Genomic DNA, 12,544 nt, shown 5'->3' with positions numbered 1-12,544 from the left:
TCAGAACTCCCCGCCGCCACAGAGCTCGCTGGTCTCCTCGACCCGGACGGCGACGTCGGTCACGGTCTCGGGGAGGGCCGCCTCGAGTTTCGCCTCGAGGACGACGCTCATCACCTCGGCGGTGGGCGGGTGTTCGAGGACGACGACGCCGTCGTCGTCGCCCGCCTCCTCGAAGGCCTCGATCAGGGGATCGCCGCGCTCGAGCAGGAACATATGATCCCACTCGTCGATCACTGTAGTAATATCGCCCTTGTCGGCGACCCAGCCCTCGTCGGTGATCTCGCCCTCGACGGCGACGGCGATCTCGTAGTTGTGGCCGTGCGGGCGGGCACACTTGCCGTCGTGGTGGAGCAGACGGTGGCCGGTGCTGATCCGAATCGGTCGATCCCGACCGACGTGGAGGACGCGAGGGGTGCCGACCACGTCGGCTCCCTCGGTGTCGGCGAGCTTCTCGGTCATACTGGGATATTCGTAGCCGAATACTTAGGGCGGTCGATCCGCCCTCGAGGCGGGGGCCAGCGAGACTGCGGCGGATTCCCGGTTCACCGTCTCTGTTTACCGTGCGATTTCCTCGAGGCAGCTATAGAACGAATCCGAGGACACAACCCACAGCGCGTAGCGACAACCCGCTGGCGGAAGCTATATCTGCCGCTAGTTCGACGGTGTATCTATGCCGATACAACGGCGGCAATTCGTTACGGGGATCGGTGCGGGAGCTATCGCGAGCATCGCCGGCTGTTCGCAACTGACCGGAAGCGACACCGATCAGCAAGACGCAGCCGTAGCCGGTGAAACGCTAACGCTCACGACGACGACGAGCACCTACGACACGGGGCTGCTCGACGAAATCCACCCAGCGTTCGAGGACATGTACGGCGTCTCCGTCGACGCGGTGGCACAGGGAACGGGTGCGGCCCTCGAGTCGGCGCGCAACGGGGATTCCGACGTCGTGATGGTCCACGCCCGCGGCCTCGAAGACGAGTTCATGCGCAACGGCTACGGGGTCAATCGTCGAGACCTCATGTTCAACGACTTCGTCCTCGTCGGTCCGGAGAGCGACCCGGCGGGGATCGAGGGTATGGATTCGGCGACCGAGGCGCTCGGCGCCATCGCCGAATCGGAGGCGCCGTTCGTCTCGCGCGGAGACGACTCCGGAACCCACACCAAGGAGCGCAACCTCTGGGAGGAGGCGGGAGTCGAGCCGGGCGGCGACTGGTATCAGGAAACGGGGAGTGGGATGGGCGAAGCGCTGAACAATGCCAACCAGCAGGACGCCTACACGCTCTCGGACCGCGGGACGTTCATCTCTCAGCGCTCGGAGCTCGATCTCGTCATCCTGGTGCAAGGTCCCATCGAGGACGGTCCGGAGATCCTCGCGAACCCCTACGGTGTCATGGCGGCCAATCCCGGCGTGCACGACGGCGCCAACTACGACCTCGCGATGGCCTACATCGGGTGGATCACCAGCCCCGAAACACAGAACGCCATCTCGGAGTACCAGGTCAACGACGAACAGTTGTTCTTCCCTGAAGCGGTCTCCGAGGACCCCAACTTCCAGCAGTACGTTCCGGAAGGGTGGAGTAGCGACGCATCGGGTAGCGAGAACTCCTCGGATAGCGGGAATTCCTCCGAGAGCGGGAACGCCTCCGAGAGTAACGATTCGTCCACCGAGTGACCGTGCCCCTAGAGTCAGTTGTACAACTACTTCCGGCCGTCGTCGACCTGCCGTTCAGGGAAGGCTACGTCTGGAGCATCATCTCCGTCTCGCTGTACGTGAGCCTCATCGCCGTGACGCTGAGCACGCTGTTTAGCATCCCGGTCGCCATCGTGATGGGTTTCGCCGAGTTCCCCGGCAAGCAGTTCGTGAAATCGGTTATCAATACGGGAATGGGATTTCCCAGCGTCGTCGTCGGCCTGCTGGTGCTGTTCGCCGTCTCCAACCAGGGGCCGCTCGGATCGCTGGACCTTATTTTCACCAAGGAAGCGATGATCATGTCGCAGTTCGTACTCGCGACGCCGCCGATTACGGCGATCAGTCTCGCGGCCATCACCGGCGTGAGCGAGAACGTCCGCGACGCCGCGCGCGTCCTCGGCGGCACGCGCCTCGATATGGCGCTCGTCGTCATCAAGGAGGCGCGGTACGGGATCGTCACGGCGATTCTGGCCGGGTTCGGCCGGGCCGTCAGCGAGGTCGGATCCGTCCTCATCGTCGGCGGCAACATTACGAGTGCAGACGGGATCTCGAAGACGCGAACGCTAACGACCGCCATCCAACTCGAGGCCCGTCAGGGGCAGTACGAGACCGCGATGGTACTCGGCGTGATCCTGGTGGTACTCGTGTTGCTGGTCAATGCGATCGTCGTCCGACTCGGCGATCAGGGGGTGCAATGATAGTGCTTCGAGCAACCGACGTGGCGCACGCGTATCAATCCGACCGAGTGTTCCGAGACCTCTCCATCGACGTCGAAACCGGCGAGATCGTCGCCGTCATCGGGCCGTCCGGCGTCGGGAAGACGACGCTGCTTCGCATGCTTTCGCTCGCCCTCGAGCCGGACGGCGGGGCCGTCGAGTTCGACGGAACGGACGTCTGGTCCGTCGACGACTCCGAGCGTCTCTCGTTGCGGCGGCATATCGGGATGGTCTTCCAGGAGGCGAGTCTCTTCGACGCCTCGGTCGCTCGCAACGTTGAATACGGGCTCCGAGTCCGCAGATCGTGGTCCGATCGTCTTCGCAGCGAGCTTCACTCGATCGTTAGTTCGAACGGAACTGCCGACGCCGTTCGTGAATCCCTCGAGATCGTCGGATTGACGGAGAAAACGGACCAGCACGCGGACTCGCTCTCTGGCGGAGAGGCACAGCGAGTTTCGTTCGCCCGTGCACTAGCCTACAACCCGGATATTTTGCTGCTCGACGAACCGACGTCGGATCTCGATCCGCGAAACACCGCAGTCATCGAGGACGCGATGTCCGAGGCTCGAGACCGAGGGATCGGCGTCGTCGTGGCGACACACGATATGCATCAAGCGGAGCGTGTTGCGGACCGGGTCGCAGTACTGCTCGACGACAGCATCGTCGAGATCGGTCCAACGGAAGCGATTTTCGAGAGTCCGTCGGACGACCGCACTCGGAAATTCATCGCGGGGGAATTGATATATTGACCGAGTACGTCCCCGGTTTCCGGAGACATTTCAACCGCGGGTTCGAAGACGCGGGCATGAACGCCGCGATCGTGACGGTCGGGGACGAACTGCTCGCCGGACGGACGACGAACACCAACGCCACCTGGCTCTGCGAGCGCCTCGCCGAGCGCGGGGTTACCCTCGAGCGGGTCACGACCGTCCCCGATCGGATCGCGGACATCGCGTCGGTCGTCGGCGACTACAGCGCGGCCTACGACGCCGTCGTCGTCACGGGCGGACTCGGCCCGACTCACGACGACGTGACGATGGCGGGCATCGCCGCGGCGTTCGACCGCGACCTCGAGCCCGACGAGACCGCCCTCGAGTGGCTCGAGGACCGGGGCTACTCGCGGGCGGACCTGACGTCGGGAACCGCCGACCTTCCCGCGGGCGCGCGGCCGCTGCACAACGGCGAGGGCGTCGCTCCCGGCGCGGTCTGCGAGAACGTCTACGTCCTCCCGGGCGTGCCCGCCGAGATGCGGGCGATGTTCGAGTCCGTCGCCGACGAGTTCTCGGGGGCGCGAACCTACCGGGAGACCGTCGTCGCCGACGAACCCGAGAGCGCCCTGCTCGATCGCTTCGAGTCGCTGCGCGAGGAGTTCGACGTCGCGGTCGGCAGCTACCCCGGGGAGTCGGTCAGGATCGAACTCTCCGGGACCGACGAGGACGCGGTCGCGGCGGCCGCGGCGTGGCTCCGCGAGCGGGTCGAGACGGTCGAGGAGCGGTAGCAGGTTTCGGCGGGCCGTTCTACCGGTAGAGGTGGGTCATCCAGGCGATCGTCACCGCGAGGCTCACCAGCAGGACTCCCCAGCCGACGAGGTCCATCGGCAGCGCCGTTTCCGTTTCGAGCACGACGGCAGTCAGTTCGTTCATGCGTCGCGGTCGGATCCGATCCCTCTTAGTCTTTCAGAAAACGTGTCGCTCGGTGGAAAGCCACACGGCTTTTGTCGCCGCCCCCGAACAACGGCCATGGATACGATCGGCGTCGTCGTCAACCCGATCGCCGGCATGGGCGGGCGGGTCGGACTGAAGGGAACCGACGGCAAAATCGCGGAGGCCCGTCAGCGCGGAGCGACCACGCGGGCGCCCGAGCGGGCCCGGCGGGCCCTCGAGGCACTGGCCCGCGAGGCCGACGATCTGACGGTGTACGCGGCCGCGGGTCCGATGGGCGAGGACGCGGCTCGAGACGCCGGGTTCGATCCCGAGGTGGTGTACGATCCGTGGGCGGGATCGGCCGAGGAACCCCCGGAGGATCCCGGCCAGGCAGAGACGACCGCCGAGGACACGCGGGCGACGGTGCGGGCCGTCCTCGAGCGCGGGGTCGACCTCGTCCTGTTCGTCGGCGGCGACGGGACGGCCGTCGACGTCGCCGGCGTGCTCGAGGAGGGGGGCGACGAGACGCCGATGCTCGGCGTGCCCGCGGGGGTCAAGATCTACTCCTCGGTGTTCGCCGTCACCCCCAGAGACGCCGGACGGATCGCGGCCGGGTTCGACGCGGTCGAGCGCCGGGAGGTCAACGACATCGACGAGGCGGCCTACCGCGAGGGGGAGGTCCGCTCGGAGCTGCGGGCGGTCGTCCCGGTGCCCGTCGCGCCGGACGTCCAGTCGGGCAAGCAGGTCTCGAGCGGCAGCGTCGACTCGCTGGCAGCGGGATTCGCCCGCGAGATCGAGGAGGGTCGAACCTACGTCTTCGGCCCGGGCGGCACCGTCGGCGCGATCGAGGCCGAACTCGGGATCGAGGCCTCCCCGCTGGGGGTCGACGTCTGGCGCGACGGCGAGGTCCTCGCGACCGACGCCGCCGAAGCGGAGATCCTCGAGGTCCTCGCGGAACCGGCGACGATCGTCGTCTCGCCGATCGGGGGCCAGGGCTTCGTTTTCGGTCGGGGCAACCACCAGCTCTCGCCCGCGGTCATCCGGCGGGCCGACGAGATCGCGGTCGTCGCCGCCGGCGAGAAGCTCGACGCGATCGACGCGCTCCGAGTCGACACCGACGACGACGACGTCGACGAGGAGTTGCGGGGCTGGATGAAGGTCCGGACGGGGCGGTTCACGACGCGGCTCGTGAAAGTTGTTTAAGGATGTGCGCGCTTCTCGTGAATCGCAGAACTATATTACCACGAGTGACGATATACTGTGTGTATAGTCAGGATTAAGGTGGGCTAAAGCCTACCTCGCCCCATGGAAACGCGGAAAGTCCAGCGGCTCGGTCCCTCGACGCTCGCGATGACCCTCCCCGCGGAGTGGGCGGGCGAACACGACGTCGAGAAGGGCGACGAGGTGACGATTCGAACCAGCGGCAAGGGGACGCTGACGGTGATGCCCGAATCGGCGAACACCGAAGAGACGGAGGCGACCATCCACGTCGACGAACTCGACGCGCCGGCCGTCGAGCGCGCGATCGTCGCCCAGTACGTCCTCGGCCGGCGAGTGATCCGGATCCAGCGCGAGAACGGCGCGCTCGACTCCGAGCACATCAACGCCGTCTACCAGGCCGAGACCCAGCTGATGGGACTGGGCGTGATCGAGGAGACCCCCGAGAACATCTCGATTCGCTGTTCGGTCGACCCCGAGGACTTCACGCTCGACAACTTGCTCGAGCGCCTCGAGCGAACCGGCAGCACGATGCGCGGCGAGGCGATCAAGGCCCTGGCCCACGGCAACCCCGACCTCGCCCAGCGGGCGCTGAACCGCGAGCGCCAGGCCAACAAGATCTTCGTGCTCCTGTTGCGCCTGATCTTTACGGCCTACCAGAACCCCAACCTCGCGCGGGCGGTCGGACTCGAGAGCGGCTTCCCGCTGATCGGCTACCGCTCGATCGCGAAGAACCTCGAGCTCACGGCCGACAACGCCGAGGACATCGCCGACATCGTCATGGAGACCGAGGGTCACACCCTCGACATCGACAGTGCGATCATGCGGGACATCCGCGAACTGAACGACCTGGTCGACGAGATCACCGCGCTCGCCGTCGAAGCGGCCGTCGAGCGCGATTACGACAAGTCCAACGAGGTGCGGTCGCTGTTCCACGAGATCGCCGACCGCGAGGACGAGATCCTCGACGAACTGCCCGAGATGGCCAACGAGGACCTGCTTCGGGTGCGGGAGGTGCTGGTCAGCCTCCAGCAGACCGCCCAGTACGCGATGCGAAACGCCGAGATCGCGGCGAACCTCGCGCTCAACGAGGAGTCCGAGCACACGACGATCAGCTGATCGCGGCCGCCGCGACCGCGCGTTTTTCACCAATTTTAATTCGGTATATTCAGAGTGGAAAGATTCATGCGTGGCGACTTCGTTACTCGCCGCCATCGTCCGACACATCGCCCGTCTCCGGACTGTAGTTCGATCCCAGCGCACGCTTCTGGTCGTGATCGGAGCGACGCTCGCCGGAGTGACGGTCCCGGCGCTTTCGGCCCCGCTCCAACCGCTGCTCCCGGCGCTCGTCGCCGGGCTGATATTCACGGGGTTCTACGGGTTCAGCGTCGACGAGGCCACCGACCAGCGCGTTTCGACTCCGGTCGTCGTCTCGCTGGCCTGCCTCTACCTGTTCGTCCCGGTCGCGCTGTACCCGCTTGCCTCGGTCGCGCTCTCCGGCGAGATATTACTCGGCGTGCTCGTCGTCCTCTCCGCGCCGCTGGCCGCCGGCAGCTCGATCATCTGGACGCGCCTGAGCGGCGGCAACACGGTGCTGACGACCGTCGTCGTCCTCGCATCGATGGGACTCGCGCCGCTCGCGATGCCCTCGCTGATCGCGCTGCTCGCGGACTCGGCCGTCGAGGTCTCGGCGAGCGAGCTGGTCGTCGAGCTGGCCGCGATCGTTCTCGCCGGCGGCGCGCTCGCGTACGCGGTTCCGGGGGGGACCGTCTCCGAGGACACGCTGGACGACTTCTCGGTCGCGACGATCGGCGTCCTGATCTACGCGGGCGTCGGGGGATCGACCCTCGCGGTCGAGGCGACCCAGCTCGCGGCGGTCGGCGCGGTCGCGATCGGTTCGATCGCCCTCAGCGCCGCGGTCGCGTACGGACTCTACGCCCGCGGAATGCGAAGCGACGACTGCATCACCGTACTGTTCTCGAGCTCGATGAAGAACATGAGCGTCTCGGTGATGGTCGGCGCGGTCGTCGGCGGCGGAACCGTCGTCGCCAGCATCACCGCGTTCTACGTCGTCCAGCAGGTCGTCAGCAGCTCGCTCGTTCGCCACCTCGAGGGCTCCGTCCCCGGTCGGTCCTGAGCGACGCCGACGCCGCCGGCGGATTGCGCGAATGGATGCAATTAAGGGGCCTTGCTCGGAACCCTCGAGTATGGCTACGCAATCGGAGTCGACGGACAAGGGGCTGGGGCTGGCGATCGCGCTCGGCGCCGTCGCGACCATCGGCGCGTTCGCGATGGGACTCGGCGCCCCCGACATCACGGCGGCGTGGGGATTCGCCGCGGCGATGCTGTTCAGCTCGCTGGCGGTCGTCGCCATCCACCTCTACTGGGACTGACGTCGATCGGATCGGCCGGTCCCGGCGGCCCCTCGAGAGCGCCGCCCGCATCAAACGTTAATACCACCGACGACCTACGTCGAGTACGGACGATGACGAACTACTCCGACGAAGAGCGGCGTATCCTGTCGTACCTCCGCGAGAGTGCCGCCCGCGGCGAGGAGTACTTCCGCGCGAAAAACATCGCGGACGCGATCGGACTCTCGTCGAAACAGGTCGGCGCTCGCCTCCCCCACCTCGCGGAAAAGTCCGACGACGTCGACATCGAGAAGTGGGGCCGGGCCCGCTCGACGACCTGGCGCGTCACCGTCAGCTGAGACGGCCCGCCGTGAGGAGTTCGCGGATCGCCGCGCGCCGTTTTGCGGTCGCTCCGGAAACGGCGTACAGGAGGTCGTACGAGGGTTCGTGGTCTTTTTACCCGAGAACGCCCCAGGTAGTGGCATGACTGTACGCGTCGACCGGTCGTTCGAGCTGTCGGCCCCGCCAGAGCGCGTCTGGGAGTTTATCGCGGATCCGGAGAACCGCGCCCGAGCGATCAGCGTCGTCGAGGAGTACTCCGTGGGCGGCCCCGACGGGCGGCGGGCGACCTGGCAGGTGGCGCTTCCGATCCCGCTCGTTAGCCGGACCGTCGCCGTCGAGACCGAGGACGTCACCCGTCGTCCCCCCGAGTACGTCAAGTTCACCGGGCGCTCGAAGGGACTCGATGTCACCGGCGAGCACCGGATCGTCGAGACCGAGACCGGGAGCCGCCTCGAGAACGAGTTCGTCGTCGACGGGAAGCTGCCGGGCGTCGAGACGTTCTTCGAGCGCAACCTGGACGAAGAGCTCGAGAACCTCCGCCGGGCGCTCGAGCGCGACCTGGAGGGATCGCCGTGAGCGCCGACGGACTCGAGCTCGCGCTCGCCCAGCTCGAGATCGAAGCCGGCGACGTCGAGGGCAACGTCGAGCGCGCGCTCGCGGCGGTCGAGCGGGCCGCCGACCGGGGCGCCGACCTGGTCGCCCTGCCGGAGCTGTTCAACGTCGGCTACTTCGCGTTCGAGCTCTACGAGCGCTACGCGGAGCCGTTCGGAGGGGAGACGTTTACCCGACTCGGCGAGGCCGCCGCGGAGCACGGGATCGCCGTCCTCGCGGGCACCATCGTCGAGGATCTCGCCGCGACCGAGACCGTCGAGACGCCCGCCGACGAGGGGCTGGCCAACACCGCCGCGCTGTTCGACGCCGACGGGGAGGTACAGCTGGTCTACCGCAAACACCACCTCTTCGGCTACGAGTCCGCCGAGGCCGAGCTGCTGGTCCCGGGCGAGCGCATCGAGACCGCCGCGGTCGGCGACGTGACGGTCGGCGTGACGACCTGTTACGACCTCCGATTCCCGGAGCTGTACCGCGAGCTGGTCGACGCGGGCGCCGAGTTGCTGGTGGTTCCCAGCGCCTGGCCCTACCCCCGGATCGAACACTGGGAGACCCTCTCGCGGGCGCGGGCGATCGAGGACCAGTGTTACGTCGCGACGGTCAACGGAGCCGGCGAGTTCGAGGACGCGACCCTGCTGGGTCGCTCGACGGTCTACGACCCCTGGGGCGTGACGCTTTCCTCGAGCGGCGACGATCCCGCCCTCGTGACGGCAGAGATCGAGCCCGAGACGGTCGCCGACGTCCGCGAGGAGTTTCCCGCCCTTCGGGACCGCCGACTGTAGTCGAGCTCGACCGCTGTTTTTTTATCCACCGACGACGTTGTCTCCGATGCCGGTTACAGGCGCTTTTCACGTCAGACCGGCACTGCGCGTCGCTCCGGCCGCGCTCGCTCGATTCCCGGGATCGAGCGACCCCACTCCCGTCGGCTCGCCTTCGTCCGCGCCACTCCTTTCGCCCGCGTCTTTCGCCTCCCGCCCTCGAGCGTCGTCTTCGACTCGAGGGACGAGTCACCGCTTCTCGAGGGCGGCCCGCCACTGGACGTCGCCGTACCGGGCCGCGGCGACCGTCCACGGCGTGCCGACGGTCGCCTCCCGGAGCCGATCGACGCTGAACAATCGAAACAGCAGCGTCCGACCGACATCGCCCTCGTACTCGCAGTGATACACTCTGTAGGCCAGTCCGGGCGCGGCGTCCTCGCGGTAGCCGAAGGCGTCCGCGGTCGCCGCCAGCTCGGGCGCGTAGTTGTCCAGCACGGCGGTGGCGTCGGGTGTCGTCACGACCGCCAGGTCGGCGAGGAACTCCCGGACGGAGCTCATCGAACCGGCCAGTCCGACCTGCGTGCCGATCGCGTGGACCGACCGGAACCGGTCGCGGTCGAAGCTCTCCCGGAGCGAGAACATGTCGGCGAGCCTGGCGTCCTCGACGCCCCGATCACGCATCACGTCGACGAGGCGCTCGCTCACCTCGATGGCGACGGTTTCGAACCGCTCCTGGTAGTACAGCGTGTCCCGCCCCGCACCGGCCCCCATATCGAGCAGCGGGCCCTCCAGCCACGCGTCGCGCCAGGCGTCCTCGTCGTGGTCGCCGAAGTACCACTTCTCGACGGCGTGCTCGCGGGTCCGTTCGCCGTCGCGATCGAGCAGCGGTGTCGTCCGCTCGCCGCGGTAGTGGTCGCGCACGGCGCGACCGAACGGATCGTGGTCCGTCATACTGTGTGACACAGTTTTGGACGCCGTAAGCGTGAGTGAGGGTTGGTACCGAGGAGTAAGTAGACGGTGTCTCGTGGTAGCAGGCCACAAATGTCTTTGGTCCTGCGTCCCGTACCCGGTCCCATGCCGACGGTTACCTTCGAAGGGGAGGAGATCGACTGCGAGGACGGATCGATCCTCCGGGACGTCCTGCTCGAGGCGGGGCTGTCGCCGCACAACGGGCGGGCGGCCCTGTTGAACTGCCGGGGCCACGGGACCTGTGGCACCTGTGCGGTGGAGATCGACGGCCCCGCGAGCGAGCCGACGTCCCGCGAGAGACGCCGGCTCTCGGCGCCGCCGCACGATCCCGACGCGGGATTGCGGCTGTCCTGTCAGACGGAGGTGCGGGGCGACCTGACGGTCGAGAAACACGGCGGGTTCTGGGGACAGCGCCGAGTGGAGTCGTCGCGCGACTAAGGTCGCGGATTATCCCGTCGTCCGACGGGTCGCCGCGTCGAAAACGCAGCCCGACTCGAGGACCGCTCAGTCGTCGCGGGTGAGGATGTCCGCGGAAAGGCCCTGGGCCATCTCGATGTCCTCGGCGTTGTTGATCGTCCAGGCGGTGCGCTCGGTGACGGCCTCGATGGCCTCGCGGGCGCTGGGGTAGCCGTTGCCCGACTTCTTGACGCCGCCGAACGGCAGCTGGACCTCGGCGCCGATACACGGCAGGTTCGCGTACGCCAGCCCGATCTCGGCGCGGTCCCGGAAGTAGTTGATCTGGCGGTAGTCCTCCGAGACGATCGCCCCCGCCAGCCCGTAGGGGGTGTCGTTGTGGATCTCGACGGCCTCGGCGATGTCGCCCGAGTACTCGAGCAGGGCGACGTGCGGGCCGAAACACTCCTCTTTCAGACAGCGCAGGTCGGTGTCGTACTCGATCTCGTAGACGAACGGCCCGACCCAGTGGCCCTCGGCGTGACCCTCCGGGATCTTGCTCTCCTCGAGTTCGAAGCGGTCGACGAGGACGTCGGCGCCCTCCTTGCGGGCGAGTTCGTTGTGCTTCTCGATCTTCTCGAGGTGCTCGGCCTCGATCGCCGGCCCCATGAACGTCGATTCCTCGAGCGGGTCGCCGACGGCGATATCCTCGGCGATCTCGACGAACCGCTCCTTGAACTCGTCGTAGACGTCCTCGTGGACGATCAATCGCTCGGAGGAGACGCAGCGCTGGCCGGTGGTCTTGAACGAGGACATGATCGCCGAGTGGACGGCGACGTCCAGATCCGCCTCCTCGGTGACGACGATGCCGTTCTTGCCGCCCATCTCGCAGGCCGCGAGCTTGCCGGGCTCGCCCCCGACCTTGCTGGCGATCTCCTGGCCCACCTCCGCGGAGCCGGTAAAGAGGACGGTGTCGACGCGCTCGTCGTCGGTAATCGCGGCGCCGGCGTCGCCGAAGCCCTGGACCATGTTGAAGACGCCGTCGGGGATGCCCGCGTCGTCGAACATCTCCGCAATGATCTGGCCGCACCACGGCGTCTGCTCCGCGGGCTTCCAGACGACCGTGTTCCCCTCGACCAGCGCGATCGCCATGTGCCAGAACGGGATCGCGACCGGGAAGTTCCAGGGGGTGATACAGCCGACCACGCCCCTGGGTTTCCGGCGCATGTAGGCGTCCTTGCCCGCGACCTCGCTGGGGACGACGTCGCCGTGGGGGTGGCGGGCGTTGCCCGCCGCCCACTCGACCATGTGCCAGGCCTCCGTGACGTCGGCTTTCCCCTCGCTGATCTCTTTGCCACACTCCCGGCTGACGATCTCGCCCAGCTCCTCGTGGCGCTCGCGTAGCTCGTGGTAGATGTCCCAGAGGTACTCCGCGCGGTCGATGTAGGACAGGGAGCGCCACTCCTCGAAGGCCTCGTCGGCCTCCTCGAGGGCGGCGTCGACGTCCTCGGCGGTCCCGCGCCGGAACTCCGCGAGGGTCTCCCCGGTCGCCGGATTCTCGCTCGCGAACGTCTTCGAGCCGTTCCCGTCGGTCCACTCGCCGCCGATGTAGTGGTCGTGTACCTGCTCGGTAGCCTGTCGACTCATGCGTGAACAGACGACGAACGACGTGAAAACGTTGATGGAGGTCGGGGCGTCGCCCGGATCAGCGGTCCGCTTTCTCCCCGCGGTCCTTCGTTACCGTCCGATCGCCCTCCGGGGGCGCCTCCTCAGTGTCGGGATGGCGCTCGTCGCCGGTCTCGTCCATCTCGTCGGTGTCGGGCTCGAGGGCCTGTCTCTTATACACATCTCT

The 12,544-nt window shown here is 67.2% G+C and carries 16 protein-coding genes; 12 read left to right on the top strand and 4 right to left on the bottom strand.

What is annotated here, in order from left to right; translation table 11 throughout:
- On the bottom strand, positions 1-459 hold the full coding sequence (locus C492_RS19130) for a 6-pyruvoyl trahydropterin synthase family protein (RefSeq protein WP_008426662.1): 459 nt from the start codon (positions 457-459) through the stop codon (positions 1-3).
- 211 nt (positions 460-670) lie between these two features.
- Between C492_RS19130 and C492_RS19125 the strand changes: the two genes are divergently transcribed.
- The 4 genes from C492_RS19125 to C492_RS19110 are packed head-to-tail and all read left to right on the top strand — an operon-like array spanning position 671 to position 3,907.
- Entirely contained in the window at positions 671-1,675 is a 1,005-nt protein-coding gene (locus tag C492_RS19125) for a substrate-binding domain-containing protein (protein WP_008426660.1), read from the top strand.
- 2 nt (positions 1,676-1,677) lie between these two features.
- Positions 1,678-2,391 carry an ABC transporter permease gene (locus C492_RS19120; RefSeq protein WP_193364872.1) on the top strand — a complete coding sequence of 238 codons (714 nt, stop codon included), beginning with the start codon at positions 1,678-1,680 and terminating at the stop codon, positions 2,389-2,391.
- A 2-nt stretch (positions 2,392-2,393) separates the two neighbouring features.
- A complete protein-coding gene (locus tag C492_RS19115; protein ID WP_049893195.1) occupies positions 2,394-3,158 on the top strand; it encodes an ABC transporter ATP-binding protein in 765 nt (254 codons plus the stop codon).
- Between the two features lie 56 nt (positions 3,159-3,214).
- Positions 3,215-3,907, top strand: coding sequence for a competence/damage-inducible protein A (locus C492_RS19110; RefSeq protein ID WP_008426655.1), 693 nt, complete (start codon positions 3,215-3,217; stop codon positions 3,905-3,907).
- A gap of 19 nt (positions 3,908-3,926) precedes the next feature.
- Here the strand turns inward: C492_RS19110 and C492_RS25635 are convergent, their stop codons facing one another.
- Positions 3,927-4,052, bottom strand: a complete 126-nt coding sequence (locus C492_RS25635; protein WP_008426653.1) for a hypothetical protein — start codon at positions 4,050-4,052, stop codon at positions 3,927-3,929.
- Positions 4,053-4,148: 96 nt separating this feature from the next.
- Here C492_RS25635 and C492_RS19105 point away from each other — a divergent pair, with 96 nt between their 5' ends.
- From C492_RS19105 to C492_RS19075, 7 genes are all read left to right on the top strand, one after another.
- A complete protein-coding gene (locus tag C492_RS19105; protein ID WP_008426652.1) occupies positions 4,149-5,255 on the top strand; it encodes an ATP-NAD kinase family protein in 1,107 nt (368 codons plus the stop codon).
- Positions 5,256-5,357: 102 nt separating this feature from the next.
- Complete coding sequence (locus C492_RS19100) at positions 5,358-6,389, top strand: phosphate uptake regulator PhoU (protein ID WP_008426649.1); 1,032 nt, start codon at positions 5,358-5,360, stop codon at positions 6,387-6,389.
- A gap of 70 nt (positions 6,390-6,459) precedes the next feature.
- Positions 6,460-7,407 (top strand): bile acid:sodium symporter, encoded by a 948-nt coding sequence (locus tag C492_RS19095; protein WP_239643460.1) that lies wholly within the window; start codon positions 6,460-6,462, stop codon positions 7,405-7,407.
- Between the two features lie 70 nt (positions 7,408-7,477).
- Positions 7,478-7,663 carry a DUF7525 family protein gene (locus tag C492_RS19090; protein WP_008426645.1) on the top strand — a complete coding sequence of 62 codons (186 nt, stop codon included), beginning with the start codon at positions 7,478-7,480 and terminating at the stop codon, positions 7,661-7,663.
- 92 nt (positions 7,664-7,755) lie between these two features.
- Positions 7,756-7,980: a DUF7123 family protein gene (locus tag C492_RS19085; protein ID WP_008426643.1), complete on the top strand. Its 225-nt coding sequence runs from the start codon at positions 7,756-7,758 to the stop codon at positions 7,978-7,980.
- A gap of 124 nt (positions 7,981-8,104) precedes the next feature.
- Positions 8,105-8,539, top strand: coding sequence for a CoxG family protein (locus C492_RS19080; protein WP_008426640.1), 435 nt, complete (start codon positions 8,105-8,107; stop codon positions 8,537-8,539).
- Complete coding sequence (locus C492_RS19075) at positions 8,536-9,354, top strand: carbon-nitrogen family hydrolase (protein ID WP_008426639.1); 819 nt, start codon at positions 8,536-8,538, stop codon at positions 9,352-9,354. The genes C492_RS19080 and C492_RS19075 overlap by 4 nt, the downstream gene beginning before the upstream one ends.
- A 225-nt stretch (positions 9,355-9,579) precedes the next feature.
- On the opposite strand, the gene C492_RS19070 is transcribed toward C492_RS19075, so the two are convergent.
- A complete protein-coding gene (locus C492_RS19070) occupies positions 9,580-10,281 on the bottom strand; it encodes a class I SAM-dependent methyltransferase (RefSeq protein WP_008426637.1) in 702 nt (233 codons plus the stop codon).
- Between the two features lie 123 nt (positions 10,282-10,404).
- Between C492_RS19070 and C492_RS19065 the strand changes: the two genes are divergently transcribed.
- Complete coding sequence (locus C492_RS19065) at positions 10,405-10,737, top strand: 2Fe-2S iron-sulfur cluster-binding protein (protein ID WP_008426636.1); 333 nt, start codon at positions 10,405-10,407, stop codon at positions 10,735-10,737.
- A gap of 66 nt (positions 10,738-10,803) precedes the next feature.
- Here C492_RS19065 and C492_RS19060 read toward each other — a convergent pair whose 3' ends face one another.
- Positions 10,804-12,339 (bottom strand): aldehyde dehydrogenase family protein, encoded by a 1,536-nt coding sequence (locus tag C492_RS19060; RefSeq protein WP_008426635.1) that lies wholly within the window; start codon positions 12,337-12,339, stop codon positions 10,804-10,806.
- Positions 12,340-12,544: the final 205 nt, after the last annotated feature.

The organism is Natronococcus jeotgali DSM 18795 (assembly GCF_000337695.1).
Lineage (GTDB): Archaea > Halobacteriota > Halobacteria > Halobacteriales > Natrialbaceae > Natronococcus > Natronococcus jeotgali.
This window is presented reverse-complemented; position numbering and strand designations above follow the sequence as displayed.